The sequence below is a fragment of the Pseudomonadota bacterium genome, from assembly GCA_039028935.1.
GTDB lineage: Bacteria > Pseudomonadota > Gammaproteobacteria > Steroidobacterales > SZUA-146 > SZUA-146.
Map to the genome: position 1 here is coordinate 1 of JBCCHD010000059.1, position 17,221 is coordinate 17,221.

13 protein-coding genes are annotated in these 17,221 nt (G+C 57.2%); 12 read left to right on the forward strand and 1 reads right to left on the reverse strand.

The features are described from left to right. A partial coding sequence (ccsA, locus tag AAF465_16480) for a cytochrome c biogenesis protein CcsA (protein MEM7084326.1) occupies nt 1-351 on the reverse strand: 351 nt, incomplete at its 3' end. A 502-nt stretch (nt 352-853) separates the two neighbouring features. Between ccsA and ffh the strand changes: the two genes are divergently transcribed. From ffh to AAF465_16540, 12 genes are all read left to right on the forward strand, one after another. Then, nucleotides 854-2,215, forward strand: a complete 1,362-nt coding sequence (ffh, locus tag AAF465_16485; protein ID MEM7084327.1) for a signal recognition particle protein — start codon at nt 854-856, stop codon at nt 2,213-2,215. A gap of 312 nt (nt 2,216-2,527) precedes the next feature. Beyond that, complete coding sequence (gene rpsP, locus AAF465_16490) at nt 2,528-2,785, forward strand: 30S ribosomal protein S16 (protein ID MEM7084328.1); 258 nt, start codon at nt 2,528-2,530, stop codon at nt 2,783-2,785. A 33-nt stretch (nt 2,786-2,818) separates the two neighbouring features. Continuing rightward, nucleotides 2,819-3,361, forward strand: coding sequence for a ribosome maturation factor RimM (rimM, locus tag AAF465_16495; protein ID MEM7084329.1), 543 nt, complete (start codon nt 2,819-2,821; stop codon nt 3,359-3,361). Nucleotides 3,362-3,441: 80 nt separating this feature from the next. Continuing rightward, nucleotides 3,442-4,203 (forward strand): tRNA (guanosine(37)-N1)-methyltransferase TrmD, encoded by a 762-nt coding sequence (gene trmD / locus AAF465_16500; GenBank protein MEM7084330.1) that lies wholly within the window; start codon nt 3,442-3,444, stop codon nt 4,201-4,203. Nucleotides 4,204-4,219: 16 nt separating this feature from the next. Beyond that, nucleotides 4,220-4,564: a 50S ribosomal protein L19 gene (gene rplS, locus AAF465_16505; protein ID MEM7084331.1), complete on the forward strand. Its 345-nt coding sequence runs from the start codon at nt 4,220-4,222 to the stop codon at nt 4,562-4,564. Nucleotides 4,565-4,832: 268 nt separating this feature from the next. Then, nucleotides 4,833-6,686, forward strand: a complete 1,854-nt coding sequence (gene htpG, locus AAF465_16510) for a molecular chaperone HtpG (GenBank protein ID MEM7084332.1) — start codon at nt 4,833-4,835, stop codon at nt 6,684-6,686. Between the two features lie 152 nt (nt 6,687-6,838). Further along, nucleotides 6,839-7,699: a TRAP transporter TatT component family protein gene (locus AAF465_16515; GenBank protein ID MEM7084333.1), complete on the forward strand. Its 861-nt coding sequence runs from the start codon at nt 6,839-6,841 to the stop codon at nt 7,697-7,699. Between the two features lie 51 nt (nt 7,700-7,750). Further along, nucleotides 7,751-8,773, forward strand: coding sequence for a TRAP transporter substrate-binding protein DctP (dctP, locus tag AAF465_16520; protein ID MEM7084334.1), 1,023 nt, complete (start codon nt 7,751-7,753; stop codon nt 8,771-8,773). Next, nucleotides 8,770-9,321, forward strand: a complete 552-nt coding sequence (locus AAF465_16525) for a TRAP transporter small permease (protein MEM7084335.1) — start codon at nt 8,770-8,772, stop codon at nt 9,319-9,321. The genes dctP and AAF465_16525 overlap by 4 nt, the downstream gene beginning before the upstream one ends. Then, nucleotides 9,318-10,571, forward strand: a complete 1,254-nt coding sequence (locus AAF465_16530) for a TRAP transporter large permease subunit (protein MEM7084336.1) — start codon at nt 9,318-9,320, stop codon at nt 10,569-10,571. Before AAF465_16525 ends, AAF465_16530 begins: the two co-directional genes overlap by 4 nt. 19 nt (nt 10,572-10,590) lie before the next feature. After that, a complete protein-coding gene (gene sppA, locus AAF465_16535) occupies nt 10,591-12,438 on the forward strand; it encodes a signal peptide peptidase SppA (protein MEM7084337.1) in 1,848 nt (615 codons plus the stop codon). Between the two features lie 563 nt (nt 12,439-13,001). Beyond that, complete coding sequence (locus tag AAF465_16540; GenBank protein ID MEM7084338.1) at nt 13,002-16,976, forward strand: FG-GAP-like repeat-containing protein; 3,975 nt, start codon at nt 13,002-13,004, stop codon at nt 16,974-16,976. Nucleotides 16,977-17,221 lie beyond the last annotated feature (245 nt).

Here is a 17,221-nt window from a genome sequence, read left to right on the forward strand (position 1 = left end):
CAATACGGTCTTATGGGTGAGGTGTTGGGCACTAATATCGCGAATGAAAATCATTCCGCTAAAAATCGACAGTGTGAGCGTGACGAAGCCCACTTTGATTGACGTGAATAAGCCGTGCTCGAGCATCAAAATGGATGGCAGCTTTTGAGCCAATGACGAGACTTGGCCACTTCGGATTTGTCCTTCTTTCCAGGTGACGGCGAGCGCCAACACCGCGGCTTGGGCAAAGAGTAAAAAGGCCACAATCGAAAACACGATGTGTGCGGCGAGCGGCCAGCCGCCCGAGGCATCGGTTTGTGCGTGAGCAAACGGTGCAATGCCGATTGCCCACACCGCGATGAGGTGAAACACGCTTGCCCGCGACAGGCCCCCCGCGGTCGTAACGACGGCGGGTTGGGCCTTGGATTTGGTTGAACAATCAGCAGGTTGAACCACGAAAAGGCTCTGCAAAAAGCGGCAATTACGACGAAATTAGCACAGATAAGTGACTAATGAAACGACGTACAGGGATGGGTTTTGTGCCACCCGATGCCCATGGTGACTGTCCCCTCGATTGTGACTGTCCGCGGCTGGGTCGATAGGCGGCCGATTGACTATTGCTATGCAGCATCACCACCCCCGTCGCCCCGCCTTGTGGCCCTCGAGGTGTGACTGTCCGGTGTCGGTGGCCCCAAAAGAGTGACCAAGAGAGTGACTGTCCGGTGTCGCGGTCCGGTGTCGCGACCTCGTGTCGCGACCTCAAAAGGGGTGAGTGACTGTCCTGTGTCCTGCCTGGGGGGCACCTCTGAGCCAGGGCAGTGAAGCGCCTGTTGCGACGCGGTATACTGCCGCCTCAACGAACGACGAGGTCATCATGTTTGAGAATCTTTCAGAACGGCTAGGCGGTGTTGTCGGCAATCTGCGCGGGAAAGGGCGCTTATCCGAGGAGAATATTCAGGACGCGCTGCGGCAGGTACGCATGGCCCTACTGGAGGCCGATGTGGCGCTGCCGGTCGTGAAGGACATGATGAGTGTGCTCAAAGAACAGGCGCTCGGCACGGAGTTCAGCAAAAGCCTGACGCCGGGACAGGCGTTTATCAAACTGGTTAATGACGAACTTATCCGGGTAATGGGGCAGGCGAATGAGTCGCTCAATCTCAGCGTGCAGCCGCCTGCTGTCGTGCTGTTGGCGGGTTTGCAGGGGGCGGGTAAGACCACCACGGCGGGCAAGCTCGCTCGTTTTTTGATCGAGAAACACAAAAAGAAAGTTATGCTGGTCAGTGCGGACATTTACCGGCCGGCGGCCATTTTACAGCTTGAGCGTCTCGCCGAGCAGGTGGGCGCCACGTTTATGAGCAGCTCCACGGATCAGCGTGCCGCCGACATCGCACAGCTCGCGGTGGCCGAGGGCAAGCGCCTGTCGATGGATGTGGTAATTGTCGATACGGCGGGGCGATTGCATGTCGATGACACGTTGATGGGCGAGGTGCAGGGCGTTCATGAGGTCAGTCACCCGGTCGAGACGCTATTTGTGGTGGACGCCATGGCCGGACAAGACGCCGTGGTGGCGGCCAAAGCCTTTAATGACGCCCTACCGCTAACTGGTGTGATCCTCACTAAAACCGACGGCGACGCGCGTGGGGGCGCGGCCCTGTCGGTCCGGCATGTGACCGGCAAGCCCATTAAATTTTTGGGTAGCGGTGAGAAAATCGACGCGCTAGAGCCGTTTTATCCCGAGCGCGTAGCCAGCCGCATCTTAGGCATGGGCGATGTGGTCAGCCTGGTTGAAGAAGTACAAGAGAAAGTTGATCAGGATGAAGCCACGCGACTAGCGCGCAAACTCAAAAAAGGTAAGGCTTTTGATTTTAGTGACTTACGCTCGCAACTTAAGCAAATGCTCAACATGGGCGGGATGGCGGCGATGCTCGATAAATTGCCTGGCGCGGGCCAACTGCCGCCACAGGCCGCGGCGGCCGCGGACGACAAAGCGATCAAGCATCAGATTGCGCTGATCAATTCTATGACACCGCGTGAGCGCAAGTTTCCTAAGCTCATTAACGGCTCGCGCAAGCGACGCATCGCCCAAGGCGCAGGCCTGCAGGTGCAGGACGTTAATCGCCTCATAAAGCAACAGTTGCAAATGGCCAAAATGATGAAGAAGTTCTCCAAAGGCGGTATGAAAGGCATGATGCGGGCGCTGCAGGGTCGCATGCCGCCGGGCATGGGCCGCCGCTAGTGTGGAAAAGTTGAGGCCCGTTATGCGTCGCCTTGGCACTAGAGGCCCTACCATGCGCTATAATATTGCAATAAATAACTGAATTACATAGTGATATTTCGCAGTTTAGCGCCACCGCCGGAGGGTGTCCTGGAGACCGCCGCGGGCGGGCGGCGATGCGGGGTGCCGGGTGCCCGGATTGCCCCCAAAAGAAACGCTCATCGCAGCGCAATAATGCTTCACTTTTCTGAGATTTGCCGTACAATCCCCGGTCTGTCAGCCCGCGTCGTCAAGCGCCGCGGGCGTTTTGTACGTTTTTTGGATTGAAAAAGCATGGTTACCATTCGTTTGTCTCGAGGCGGCGCCAAGAAAAAGCCGTTTTACCACATTGTTGTTACGGACAGCCGCAACCGTCGTGATGGCCGCTACATTGAGCGCTTGGGTTACTACAACCCGTTTGCGCGCGGTGGCGAGCAGGGCCTCAACGTCGACGCCGAGCGTGCTCAACACTGGGTGAGCCAGGGCGCTCAGGTCAGTGAGCGTGTGAGCTACCTGCTCAAGAAAGACGCCAAGGCCAAGGCGAGCGCCTAATTCGTCGCCGCACGCGGCGCGACGGGCCTCCGCATGAGCCGACGCGACGATAACCGTGCGCCCGACGGCACCGAACAGTTTGTGGTGGTGGGCCAGATCGGTACCGCGCACGGCATTAAAGGCTTTAATAAGGTCACATCGTTTACGGAGCCGAGAACCAACTTGCTTGCGTTTTCGCCTTGGTATTTGAACACCGAACATCAATGGCAACGACACAATGTGGACGTGGCCAAACCGCAAGGAAAAGGTCTTGTGGTGAAATTCGAAGGCGTCGACGACCGCGATGCGGCACTGACACTTCGAGGAAAACAGGTCGCGGTGCATCGCACTCAGCTGCCTGATACCGATGAGGATGAGTACTACTGGACCGATTTGATCGGTCTGACGATGATCACTCTTGGAGGCCAAACGCTGGGTGTGATCGAAGACATGATGGCCACCGGCGCCAACGACGTGATGGTGGTTGACGACAGTCAGGGTAAGCAACGGCTCGTGCCGTTTCTACAGGATCAAGTCGTCAAAAACGTGGATCTGGAGACGAGCACGATGCACGTCGACTGGGATCCGGATTTTTAGGGCGGCGGGCGCAACGCGCAACCGTCTGGTGAGCGATCCTTAAAGGGAATGCTGACCACCGGCAACAGGAGGGCAACCGCATGCAGATAACCTGCATTACGCTGTTTCCCGACATGCTCGACGCGCTGAAAGCTGGCGGCGTCGTCAGCCGGGCAATCGAGCGCGGCACCGTGCACTTCCACGCGATTAATCCGCGTGAGTACACGCACGATGTGCACCGCACGGTGGACGACCGGCCGTATGGCGGTGGTCCCGGCATGGTAATGAAAGCCGAGCCGATGCTGGCGGCGATCGACGCCGCGAAAGCGCAGCACGCACCCGACAGCCGGGTGGTGGTGATGTCGCCCCAAGGGGCGCCATTTGACCAGGCGAAAGCGGCAGAATTGGCCCGATTGCCAGGATTGATCTTGGTGGCGGGGCGATATGAGGGGATTGACGAGCGCGTGATGGATGCGGGCGTCGATGACGAACTCTCAATTGGTGACTATGTGCTAAGCGGCGGCGAATTGGCCGCCATGGTGGTCATCGACAGTGTGGTTCGGCTGTTGCCGGACGTTTTGGGCGACGCGCGATCCGCACAATACGACTCGTTCGTTGACGGCTTGCTCGATCACCCGCACTATACGCGGCCCGAGCAACTCGGCGAGCACAACGTGCCGTCGGTATTGCTGGGCGGCGACCACAAACAGATTGAGCGTTGGCGGCTTCAGCAGTCGCTGGGGCGCACATGGCTTCGACGGCCCGACCTGATCGCCAGGCGGACGTTGAGCGACGAGGAACAAACGCTGCTCGATGAGTTCATCGCGCAGCACGAACACGACACAAAACGCGTGCACGATTAGCACAGGAAGTAACGACATGACCAACATCATCGACGAACTTGAAAAAGAACAACTGAACAGCGACCTGCCTGAGTTTTCGCCCGGCGACACCGTCGTCGTGCAGGTGAAAGTAAAAGAGGGTAACCGCGAGCGACTGCAGGCCTACGAAGGCGTGGTGATCGCTAAGCGCAATCGCGGCCTTAACTCGGCGTTCACGGTACGCAAGATCTCGCACGGAGAGGGCGTTGAGCGTGTGTTCCAAACGCACAGCCCGGTGATCAGTTCGATCGAAGTGAAACGTCGCGGCGATGTGCGCCGTGCCAAGCTGTATTACCTCCGTGAGCGCACGGGTAAAGCAGCGCGGATCAAAGAAAAGATCTGAGTCTCCCTCCTGATTTTTTCACATTGGACAGCGGGCTTAATGCCCGCTGTTTTTTTTGGGTGGCGATCGCCGCTAAATCGCCACACACCAGTGGCTGACTCCACGCGCTTTTCACGGCCTGACCGTATCCTAGCAAGAGAGTGGTAATCCGCATCAATGCGGACCGGTAGGGCTTGAAAAAGGGCGCCGTCACCCCCATGACCGCGGCAACTGGGTCAAATGGCCCGAAACCCTTACTCGTCCACGGCCCACCCACAGGTACCGATTTATGACCACAACCACAACCCATGCGTTTCAGGCCGAAGTGAAGCAGCTTTTGAAGCTCATGATTCACTCGCTGTACTCCAACAAAGAGATTTTTCTACGCGAACTGGTTTCCAACGCATCGGATGCGTGCGACAAGCTGCGCTTTGAGGCGCTGCAGCAGCCTGAACTGCTCGAGGAGGGCGCGGATTTTACCATTGCCCTAGCGGTCGACAAGGAAGCCGGCACGGTCACCATTACCGACAATGGCATCGGCATGTCGCGCGATGAAGTGGTCCAGTTTTTGGGAACCGTGGCCAGCAGCGGCACGCGCGAATACCTCAATGCCTTAACCGGCGATCAAAAAAAGGATGCGCAGCTGATCGGTCAGTTCGGCGTGGGATTTTATTCGGCGTTTGTGGTTGCCGAGCGCGTAGACGTTGATACCCGTCGCGCGGGCAGCGACGAAGCCACGCGCTGGAGCTCCGAGGGCACCGGTGATTACACGCTGGATGACAGCGACTTTGATCAGCGCGGCACGCGCATCACATTGCACCTTCGAGAGGACGACAAAGAGTTTGCCGACCCCATGCGACTGCGTTTTATTGTGAAGCGCTATTCGGATCATATTGCGGTGCCGATCACGCTTGAGAATGCCGACGGCGAGGTCGAGACCATTAACGACACGACCGCACTATGGCAGCGACCGAAAAACGACATCGACGAACAGCAGTACAAAGACCTGTATCAAACGGTCAGCCATGGCATGGATGAGCCGCTGGCGTGGAGCCACAATCGTGTCGAAGGAAAATACGAATACACCTCGCTCTTTTTCATTCCCGGAGCCCGTCCATTTGACTTGTATGAACGGGAACAGCGCAACGGTATCAAGTTGTTTATCCAGCGCGTGTTTGTGCTCGAGGACAAAGAGCAGCTGTTGCCGCGCTATTTGCGTTTTGTGCGCGGCCTCGTCGACTCAAACGATTTGCCGCTCAATGTCTCGCGGGAGCTTCTGCAGTCGAACAAAGTGGTGGATGCGATTCGCTCAGGATCAGTCAAAAAGATTCTGGGTTTACTTGAGTCGCTCAGCAAGAACGAGGCGGACAAATACGCCGAGTTTTGGAACCTGTTCGGCGCCGTGCTCAAAGAAGGCGTGGTGGAAGACATGGGCAACAAGGACCGAATCGCGCCACTGCTGCGCTTTGCTTCCACGCACAACGATCACCTTGATGAGACCGTCACACTCGAGGATTACGTGGGTCGCATGAAAAGCGCACAGGAACGTATCTACTACATGGTGGGTGAGACGAAAGAAGGTGCCGCTGCCAGTCCGCATATCGAGGGGCTACGCGCGAAGGGCTTTGAAGTGTTGATTCTTGGCGACCGCATCGACGAATGGCTGGTGTCGCATTTGCATGAGTTTGACGGTAAGACGCTTCAGTCGGTGGCGCAGGGCGACATCGACCTCGGTGATGGTGACTCGGATGGCGAGGCACAAAAACAGCTCGACGAACAGTACAAAGATTTGGTGGCGCGCGTACAGTCGATTCTCAACGACAAAGTTGAGGACGTGCGTTTGTCGCAGCGTCTGGTCGAATCGCCCTCGTGTGTGGTGACTCAGGAAGGCGCACCGAGTGGTTTGCTTCAGCGCATGCTTGAAGAGGCCGGCCAGGCTATGCCGTCGGTCAAGCCGGTGCTGGAGATCAATCCCACCCATCCGCTGATTGTGCGTATGGGTGTCGAAGAGGACAAAGGACGCTTCAAGGACTACGCGTCGCTGCTGTATGAGCAAGCGATTCTAGCCGAAGGCGGCCAGCTCCCCGATCCGGCCGCGTTCGTTAAGCGCATGAATCAGGTAATATTGGGCTTAAGCGACTGATTATTGGAACTTAACGGCGGCGCGGAAACTCCAACGCTCCGACTTGCATCGTGGCGCTGGCCGTAGGGAGGGCACGCATGACCGCAAATGGATGGACGCGGCGACCGTTAGGCAAAACGGACCGCACTGTGAACCCGACAAGGCGCCGAACTATGAACACGAAATCGAATTGGCTCTGGCTCTTCGCGCCGGTGTGGCTTGCGCTGACCGGCTGTGGGTCGATCATCAACAACGCGGTGGATGGCGTTGCGACCAACCTAACTCGATCTATGATGGATCAGGACGATCCTGAAACCGTGCGCCAGGCCGCCCCGGCCTATTTGCTGATGCTCGACTCGTTTGTGCAAGGTGATCCGGAGAATCCGGCGATTTTGTACAACACGGCGGCGCTCTATTCCGCCTACGGCAGCGTGTTTGTCAACGATGACGTGCGTGCACAGAAACTCACATCAAGAGCATGGCGCTACGCGCAGCAGGCGCTGTGCATTGAGTATGACGAGGCGTGCAACATCCGCTCGATCAGTTTTGATGATTGGAATGCCTTCTTAGCCGAACGCGGTCCCAAAGACGCCGAATCGCTATTTGGTGTGGCCACCAGCTGGCTGGCGTTCGTGCAGGCAAATGCCAGCGACTACGCCGTGCTGGCGCAGCTGCCCAAAGCCGAAGCGTTGCTCAACCGTCTTGGCGATATCAATGAAGGTTATGAGGAAGGAAATATTACGCTCTATCTTGGGGTCTTAAACTCGATACGCCCGGCGGCGCTGGGTGGCAATCCCGAGAAGGGTCAAGCGTATTTCAAGCAGGCGATTGCGCTGTCCGACGGTACCGACCTAAGCGCCAAAGTCAGCTACGCGCGATTTTACGCTCGCGGTGTTTACGAGCGTGAGCTGCATGATCGGTTGCTTAATGAAGTGCTTGGGGCCGACCCCACACAGGGTGCTAGCACTCTGCTCAACGTGATGGCCCAAGATGAGGCTAAACGTCTGCTCGAAACGGCCGATGAGTACTTTTAAGCGCCGCGCTGCGACGAAACGGAACGACGACGAATCATACAGAGAACACCTATGCGAAATTTATGGAGCAAAGCGGGACTGACCGCTGTTTTAGTAGCCCTCGCCACGACGCTCGTGTCAACGGGCGCGATCGCGCAAACGTATAAGATTGCCACGCTGGCGCCGGAAGGCTCCGACTGGATGAATCAAATGAAAGCGGGTGCCAAAGAAATCAAGACGCGCACCGATGGACGCGTCACATTTAAGTTTTATGGCGGCGGCGTAATGGGCAACGACAAAAAAGTGTTGCGCAAGATTCGCAATGGCCAGCTGCAGGGCGGCGCGTTTACCTCGGGTTCACTCGCGGACCGTTTTGCGGGCATGCATCTTTATGGCATGCCGTTTGTGTTTAACGATTTGGACGAAGTGGCGGTGGTGCGCGCGGCCATGGACGACTATCTCAAACAGGGACTGCTCGATAAAGGCATGGTCTCATTCGGGTTGGCCTCCGGTGGCTTTGCTCAAATCATGTCCAATTACCCTGTGCGCGGCGTGGATGATCTCAAAGGCAAACGTGTGTGGGTGCCGGAAGGGGACGTGATCAGCTACGCGGCCATGGAAGAGTTTGGCCTGTCGCCTGTCACGCTACCGACGACTGACGTACTGACCGGCCTGCAAACCGGGCTTATCGATGTGATAGGATCGTCGGCGATCGGCGCGTTGGTGCTCCAGTGGCACACCAAAGTGACCCATATTTCGTCGATGCCCGTCTCGTATTTGTACGCGGTGATGGTGGTGGATAAAAAGCGATTCGATCGCATGAGCGCGACGGACCAGGTCATAGTCTCCGAGGTGTTTGAAAAGGTCTACGCCAATCTCGATGCTCAAAACGATGTGGATAACGTCAAGGCGCTGGATGCTCTGCGCAGTAGCGGCCTTGAAGTAGTGGAGCCAACGCCGGGTTTGCTGGCCGAGCTCAAAGAAGACTCGCGCGCACTCTGGTTTGAAATGGCCAAGAATGGCGTGGTACCCAAAGACAAACTCGAAGAGATGGAGCAGCTCCTACGCGCCCATCGAGCCGCCAACAGCGAATGAGTAAACCCGCCGCCCCAGGTGCGATTGTCGCGCTGGAGCGCGTGGGACGATGGGCTGAAAACGCCTTGCTGCTGGTGATGCTCGTGCTGATGCTCACGGTGGCGATGTCGCAGATTGTCTCGCGCAACGTCTTTAATTCAGGCTTTGTCTGGGCGGATGAGTTTTTGCGACTCACGGTGTTGTGGGTGGCACTGATCGGATCGATTGCCGCATCACGCGATCATCGCCATTTACGTATTGATGTGTTGTCGCGCTTTCTATCGCCACGCGTTTTACGCTGGACTAATTTTCTGGTCGACCTATTCACCGCAGTCCTATGCGCGGTGCTGGCGTACTACAGCTTTATGTTTGTTGCCGAGACGCGTGAGTATGAAGATATGGCGTTTGGCGGCAGCTCGCCGCTGTGGTGGTTTCAAAGTATCTTACCGATTGGCTTTGGCCTGATGGCGTATCGCTATGTGTTGTGGTCGTTTCGGCGTCTGCTTGGAATCGATGACCCTCAGGGCCCCTCCAGCGCGACCGCCGACCGGTCGGACGCAGCGTCATGATCGTAAGTGGCCTGATTCTCATTGTGCTGGCGCTGTTAGGCGCGCCGCTGTTTGTCATCATCGCGGCCAGCGCGCTTTGGGGCTTTTATCGGCAGGACGTCAACCTCACCTCGGTGCCCGTTGAAGTATTTAGTATTGCCGAGACGCCGATCCTCCTCGCCATCCCGCTGTTTACACTCGCCGGCTATATATTGAGCGAAAGCGATGCGCCCGGGCGACTGGTCCGATTTACCCGCGCACTGCTGGGTTGGGTGCCAGGCGGACTGCCGATCGTGGCGCTGGCGGCCTGTGCGTTTTTCACCGCCTTTACGGGCGCGTCGGGTGTGACAATTATCGCCCTCGGCGCGATATTGTATCCCGCGCTCCAACAGGCGGGTCACGATGATCAGTTCAATTTGGGTTTGGTTACCTCCGGCGGTAGCCTCGGCCTGTTGTTCGCGCCATCGCTACCCATCATTTTGTATGGTGTGGTGGCCAAACAGCCGATCGACGACCTGTTCTTAGCCGGTGCGGTGCCCGGTGTTTTAATGTTGGTGCTACTCGCGGCGTACTGTATGTGGACCCAGCGCGACAAACGCGAGTCGTTGAGCAGTTTTTCAGGCAGTGACGTGCTCGCCGCGTTGAAAGAATCCGCCCTTGAGCTTCCGTTGCCGTTTATTGTGTTGGGCGGCATTTATTCTGGATTGCTCGCGGTATCGGAGGCGGCCGCTGTTACGGCGCTCTACGTGATTGTCGTTGAGGTGTTCATTCGCCGAGAAATCGCTTTCGGCGAGCTGCCGGGCATCGCGCGCGAGTCAATGATGTTGGTGGGCGGCATCTTGCTGATTCTCGGCGTGTCGTTTGCGTCCACCAATTACATGATCGATGCGGGTATTCCAGAGAAGCTGTTTGCGTTCACCGAGTCACACGTGGCTGGGCGCATTAGTTTCTTACTGTATCTGCTTGTGTTTCTACTCATCCTCGGCGCTATCTTGGATATCTTCTCGGCCATTGTGCTGGTGGTGCCGCTGGTGCTGCCCATCGCCGCGCAATATGGCGTCGATCCGTTGCATTTGGGTATTTTGTTTTTGGCCACGATGCAGCTTGGGTATCTCACACCCCCCGTCGGGCTTAATTTATTTATCGCCAGCTATCGCTTTGATACGCCCATTATGCGCGTGTACGCCGCGACGCTGCCGTTTTTGTTAATCTTGCTAGTTGCGGTGTTGTTCATCACGTTTGTGCCCGCGTTGTCCATTTGGTTTAAGTAACGAACATAACGAGGAAGTCATGTCTGCAGTCGCAAGTGTGTTTAAAGGCGTAGGAAAAGGTCTCGATTGGTTTCGCAAGAGCATGCATTTTTTGGTGATGCTGGTGCTCTTTTTTGTGCTCGTCAGTGCGCTGACCGGCGGCGATAAGATCAATCTCCAGTCGGGCTCGGCGCTGTTGCTCAACCCGCAAGGACCCTTGGTCAATCAATTGTCTGGTGACCCCGTGCAGCGGTCGCTCGATAGCTTGACCGGGCGCGCCGACGCGCAGACGCGGGTGCGTGATCTGCTGCGGGCCCTTGAAGAGGCCAAAGACGACGACCGAATCAATGCGGTGGTGCTCAAGCTCGGTGGCATGGCGGGCGCGGGCATGACCAATCTGCAGCTTGTGGCCGATGCCATTGACGACTTTAAGACGTCAGGCAAAAAGGTGTTCGCCTACGGCGACTTCTTTACCCAGGGGCAGTATTTTCTTGCTGCGCGAGCCGACGAAGTGTACATGCATCCATCGGGTGGTGTGGTGCTCGATGGTTTTGGGCGCTTCCGTCGTTTTTACAAAGACGCGATCGACAACCTGTCGATTGACTGGAATGTGTTCAAAGTGGGGGAATACAAATCGTTCGTCGAGCCGTATTTTCGCAATAGCATGTCCCCCGAAGACCGTGCTTCCAGTTTGGTGTGGATGAATCAACTGTGGGACGTTTACCTCAACGAGGTCGCCGAGGCTCGTGGAATTGACGCCGAGACCGTGAGCAACTATGCCAATAACATCGCCAGCCTGATTTCAGGTAGTCAGGGCAGCATGACCATGCCTGCCATCGAGGCGGGCATCATTGATGACGTGCTCCAGCGCGATGAGTTCAATGAGCGCGTGCTCAGCGAAGTGCAGGAGGACGAAGACAGCAAAACGTACAAGCGCATCGGTTTTGAGGATTACCTGGCGTTGCTGGGCGAGCCGGTGACCCTGCCGGGCGCGGAGTCGGTGGGCGTGATTGTGGCCTCGGGTAACATCATGGACGGCGATCAACCACCGGGCACCATCGGCGGCGATTCGCTGGCGCATCTGATTCGAAAAGCCCGCGATGACGAGTCGGTCAAAGCGCTCGTGCTGTACATCAATAGCGGCGGCGGCTCTAAATTTGCGTCTGAAATCGCTCAGCGAGAACTGCAGCTCTTTAAAGACTCTGGCCGACCGTTTGTGGCGGTGATGAGTTCGGTCGCGGCATCGGGCGGCTACTGGCTGGCGATGGAGGCCGACGAAATTTGGGCCAGTCCCACGACCATTACCGGCTCGATCGGTATCGGTGCGTTTATTCCAACCTTTCAGCGCACGCTCGCGCGTGCCGGCGTGAATGTCGATGGTGTGGGCACCACACCGGTCAGTGGATTCCGCCTGGACCGCGCCTTGTCGGATGACGTCAAAACCATTTTGCAAAACAGCATGGAATACGGTTATCGGCAGTTTATTGAAAACGTGGCGCGCTCACGCAACATGTCGGTAGAGGACGTGGACAAGATTGCGCGCGGTCGCGTGTGGTCGGGTGCGGATGCGCAGGCGCGCGGTTTGGTTGATCGCATGGGCACGCTCAACGATGGTCTGGAGTCGGCTGCACAGCTGGCTGGTCTGGGGGAAGAGTTCAACGTGCAATACATTGAACGTGAACTGACGTTCGAAGAGCAGCTCACCTTAATGTTCTCGACGCGTATGGCGACGTGGTCGGATGAAGTGAGCGCACGCGATACACGCACCAGCTTAAGCGACATTATGCAGTCGTATGTGTTGCGAGATCTGGCGGATGATATCGAAGCCTTGTCGCACTTTAACGACCCTGGGCATCTGTACCTCAACTGTTTCTGCGAGCTCGATTAAGGGTCGCACGGCCTCCGACCGGGCGCGACGCGTTGTCGTGGTCGCGCCCTGTTCAGTTCGGGTGTGTTGGGTGAATCGTTCGCCTTCTCGCGGGCGCTCAGTCTCAATCGTGCGCGATGCGCCGATTGTTCGAATTCGTGCGCATGTTGGCAGTCAACAGGCGCCCACTCCCTCATGATGCTCGGCCAGTCTCCCTAGCGGTCGGCTCAACGATCGCGTTGTTAACTGGCAAAGCCACTCACCGCCTGTATGTGTAGGAATATCGCTCATTCATGACGTGCCAAGTCGTCTCTGGGCGCAATCGGGCGTGAGTCGAGCGTTGAGTTGCCAGGTCAAGCCCTAGGCGAGTGCCGCTTTTTGCCACACCAACACCCCATCGCTTGTCACGTTGCAATGCGCCAATCGGGGCATTTGACGGGCTCGTGCAAAAAATTTGTTACAGTGGTGGCAGCGCGCGCACGGGTATCACGATGGTGCGCGATGACAACACATAATGATGCGTGAGTTGGGCGACTCAAGCACGTTGCACTCGCGCTGTCTCTGATGGGGATCAAGGGGCTGCCATGACATCATCATTTTCTATCCAGGCCACAGTGCGCCTGGGGTTTGTTCTTTCGATTGTGTTTGCGCTAACGACGCAGGCGGAACCGATCTTTGAGGAGCGTACGGCGTCGCATCTGAACTTGGCGGGTGCCGCCGTGAGCGACACGCGCGTTAAAAAACTGGCGCTGGGTGACGTGAATAACGACGGAGTCGAGGACATTGTCGTGGCGCGTCGTAGCGATGTGCCGCGACTGTTCTTGAATCTGAACGGCATATTGACCAACAGCGAAGCCTTGTTCGGCGGCACGGCGCTCGGCAACAACAGTTACGATGTTGAGATTGTCGATGTGAATAACGACGGATGGAAGGATTTGTTTTTCGGTCGACTGTCGAATTCACCGGCGCTTTATCTCAATAACGGAGAAAGCGCCGGCACGTGGCTGGGGTTTGACGGCGGTTCGACGGTGACGGTCGGTTCGACCAATGTCACGATGGTCGAAACCGCGGACATCGATAACGACAACGACGCCGATTTTATTTTGCTTCGAAGCAACGGCACGCGCAATGTGCTTATCAACGACGGCACCGGCGTGTTCACGAACGAAACCAATACACGGCTGGGTCCGGGCGTGTTGGATCAGGTTGCCAAAATACAACTGTTCGATGTCGAGAATGACGGCGACGTCGATATCATCGGTATCTATGGCTCGGAAAACCGGCAGTCGGTGTTTTACAACGATGGCATGGGGAATTTCCCAGACAGTGGCATCCAGGATTTGGATCTGGCCAATCTCACTTACATGCCGATTGGCGCCGACTTTAACGGCGACAACATGGTGGATATGCGTGTCTACGCCGACAACTTCAGTCCCACCGCGTTTATGAGTCGAGGCTCGATGACCGGGGACTTTATCGATTTCGTACGGCGGTTTGACGCCGACATGATCGGTGACAACGGCAAACACGGTTTTGCGTTTATTCGGGATCTCGACAATGACGGTGATCCGGACTACATCATGTCGAGTATCGAAATGTTGGGCACAGGCTTAAATCCCGATCCGCGTAACGAGCTCAATGAGATGGTGATTAACGACGGCAACTTCAGTGGCGACTTTTTGGTGTTTGCCGATCCGGAGTGGCGCACCGAAGAGTCGTACGATGTGGTCATTACGGATGTCAACATCGACGGCAACCAAGACTTGGTGTTTGCGCACGAAGGGCGCTACGCGATTTACATCAACGACGCGCCACCGGCAGTTGTGGAGTTTACGGGCATCGTGCCGACCATCATGCAGGCCGGCATTCAGGGCACGATGGAAGTGGTGGTGTCCGGCGGGGTTGCACCGGAGTATTCATGGAGCATCAGCGACGGAGGCTCGGCCAACACCGGCACGAGTCGCACGCTCGACTATACGTTTGCGGCGCCTGGACGATACCAGGTGACGGTCACGCTCACCGATTCGGCCGGCACCGACCAGTTTGTGTTTTTCCAGAATGTGCACGCGGCGCTTACTGCCGGCAAACCCGTGTCGTCCAGTACCATTGTGTATCAAGAGCGAGATGGGCTTGATGATCTGATCTGGACCGTCAATACCGACAACAATTCGGTGACGGCCATCAACGCCTCGGACAATACGTTTGTGCAAGAAATTGCGGTGGGCAGTGCGCCCACGCGGCTGGCACAGGTCGACGTCAACACGCTGTGGGTGGTCAATCGCGATTCACACGACATCTCGGCGATCAACACCGACACACTATCGGCGACATCCGCCATGAGTTTTGATTACGGTGCGGCGCCTCATTCGATTGTGACGGCGGCGGACGGCAGTTTCGCCTATGTGTCGCTCATGCAAGAAGAGCGGGTGGTCAAAGTGGATCTATCCACGACATTAATTGACGGCGCGCTGGATATGGGCTTTCGACCGCGCGACCTGGCGCTCAACGCCGACGCAAGCGAATTGTACGTGTCGCGCTTTATCACAGGTCCCGTGCCCGGTGAGAGCACGCGCTCTGTCGCCACGTCCGGCGGGGGCGAGGTGGCGCGCGTGGACACCGGTGGCATGACCGTTCTGAACACGCTAGTACTGGCCTATAACGACGTCATCGACACGCAGGACTCCTCGCGTGGCGTGCCCAACTATGTAATGGGGGCGGCGCTGTCGCGAGACGCGGCCATTGGCGTGGTGCCTGCTAACATCAGCAACATCTATCGCGGCGCATTCCGTGACGGCAACGCCCGTGAGCACGACCGCCTTGTGCGCAGCTTGCTCTCACGGCTAGACATGACCGGACAGCAAGAGCTCATCGGCGAACGGTTTGATTTTGACGACAACAGCCAACCATCGGCCGCGGCGTTCGGTCCAAATGGCAATCACTTGTATCTTGTGCACGAAGGCAGCCGTTCGATCCACGTGCTTGATGTCTACGCTAACCAAATCATCGTCACCCGCACCGCGGGCGTCACACCGCGCGGCGTGGCGTTGTCCCCCAACGGCGAAACGCTTTATGTACACAACTATCTCGATCGTTCGGTGGGTGTGTATGACGCGAGCAACCTCATGCAAGGCATCGAAAACAGTATCGAGCTCGGCGTGACGGTGAACACGGTTGTGGCCGAAGTGCTGCCGCCGTTTATCCTCACGGGCAAGAAACTCTTCTTCGACGCGTTCGACTCCCGCCTAAGTTCGCAGGCGTACATCGCGTGCGCCACGTGTCACGACGACGCGGGTCACGACGGTCGCACGTGGGATTTCTCCGACGGCGGGGAAGGGTTGCGCAACACCATCGACCTGCGCGGCCGTTTTGGCGTCGGGCATGGCTTTGTGCACTGGACCGCGAACTTCGATGAAATTCACGACTTCGAAAACGACATACGCGGCGTGTTTGACGGCACGGGCTTGCTGTCCAATGAAGACTTCCTGCTAACCGAAGACACGCTGGGTGTGCCCAAAAGCGGCCTCAACGTGGATCTGGACGCGCTGGCGGGCTACACCGCCACGCTCACCTCGGTTGGCGACAGTCCTGAGCGCGCGAGCGACGGCGCACTGAGCACCGACGGCGAAGCCGGCAAGCTGCTTTTCGCGAGCGCCAATTGCAGTCGCTGCCATGCCAACGCCGAGTTCACGGACAGTCCGCTGGGTGGCTTCTTCCACAACATCGGCACGGTGGATGCCGACACGGGCGGGCGATTGGGCTCGCCGCTGGTGGACGGGGGCCTCGACACACCCACGCTTCGTGGATTGTGGCATGGCGCACCGTACTTGCACGACGGCTCGGCTGCGACCGTGCAGGACGCCATTGTGGCGCACACCAATCTGGCCACCGTTGGCTTCGACGTCGCGTCACTCGATGCCGGCAGCCTCGCCAACCTCGCGAGCTATGTGTTGCAAATCGATGACGCCGAAACGGCGGCTGTTGCCCCCGACGGTGAATTCCCACCCTACCTATTGAACCCCGGTAATCAGTTCAACAACGTGGGCGATATCGTCAATCTTGGCATCACCGCGCGAGACAACAACGCCGGTGCTTTGACCTACTCGGCAACGGGACTGCCCGTGGGTTTAACGATCGATACCGCGAGTGGTGTGATTGCGGGCACCACCGCTGGGTTGGGTGGTCAGTACGTTGTAACGCTCGACGTCGCGACCACTGCGACCGGCCAACAGTCCACTGTGAACTTCACATGGGAAACCGTTGGAGACAACGACGGTGATGGCGTTACCGACACACTCGACAACTGCCAGCTCGACGCCAACGCCGATCAGCGCGACACCAATGGTGATGGCTTCGGCAACGTGTGCGATTTTGATTTCAACAATGATTGCGTCACCAACTTCATTGACCTATCGGCCATGACCGCGGACTTCCTGGCCACGGGCGATCTTGACACCGATATCAATGGCGATGGCGTGGTCAACTTTATCGATATTTCGCAATTCCAGGCCCGCTTCTTGAATCCACCAGGACCGAGCGCCTTGGCCAGTTGCGGACCGTAATCGCGACTCACTCAGCAAACGCCCGGCCTATGGAGACATCGGCCGGGTTTTTTTATGGCGACCTTTTCTTAATAACGAATTATTTACGTGGTAGATTATCGTTATGAAGAACAACTCCGCATATTTGTAGTTATGTGTCGCGCGTTCGGTAAAATTTTTTCAGTTATATTATGGGTGTTGATTCTGATGACCGGTTCATGCGCCACGAAGATGGTGGATCCACTGAGTGTATGTGTGCCGTCAGA

Coding starts and splice junctions, on each gene's coding strand:
- ffh (MEM7084327.1), top strand. CDS start 854: ATGTTTGAGAATCTTTCAGAACGGCTAGGCGGTGTTGTCGGCAATCTG.
- rpsP (MEM7084328.1), top strand. CDS start 2,528: ATGGTTACCATTCGTTTGTCTCGAGGCGGCGCCAAGAAAAAGCCGTTT.
- rimM (MEM7084329.1), top strand. CDS start 2,819: ATGAGCCGACGCGACGATAACCGTGCGCCCGACGGCACCGAACAGTTT.
- trmD (MEM7084330.1), top strand. CDS start 3,442: ATGCAGATAACCTGCATTACGCTGTTTCCCGACATGCTCGACGCGCTG.
- rplS (MEM7084331.1), top strand. CDS start 4,220: ATGACCAACATCATCGACGAACTTGAAAAAGAACAACTGAACAGCGAC.
- htpG (MEM7084332.1), top strand. CDS start 4,833: ATGACCACAACCACAACCCATGCGTTTCAGGCCGAAGTGAAGCAGCTT.
- AAF465_16515 (MEM7084333.1), top strand. CDS start 6,839: ATGAACACGAAATCGAATTGGCTCTGGCTCTTCGCGCCGGTGTGGCTT.
- dctP (MEM7084334.1), top strand. CDS start 7,751: ATGCGAAATTTATGGAGCAAAGCGGGACTGACCGCTGTTTTAGTAGCC.
- AAF465_16525 (MEM7084335.1), top strand. CDS start 8,770: ATGAGTAAACCCGCCGCCCCAGGTGCGATTGTCGCGCTGGAGCGCGTG.
- AAF465_16530 (MEM7084336.1), top strand. CDS start 9,318: ATGATCGTAAGTGGCCTGATTCTCATTGTGCTGGCGCTGTTAGGCGCG.
- sppA (MEM7084337.1), top strand. CDS start 10,591: ATGTCTGCAGTCGCAAGTGTGTTTAAAGGCGTAGGAAAAGGTCTCGAT.
- AAF465_16540 (MEM7084338.1), top strand. CDS start 13,002: ATGACATCATCATTTTCTATCCAGGCCACAGTGCGCCTGGGGTTTGTT.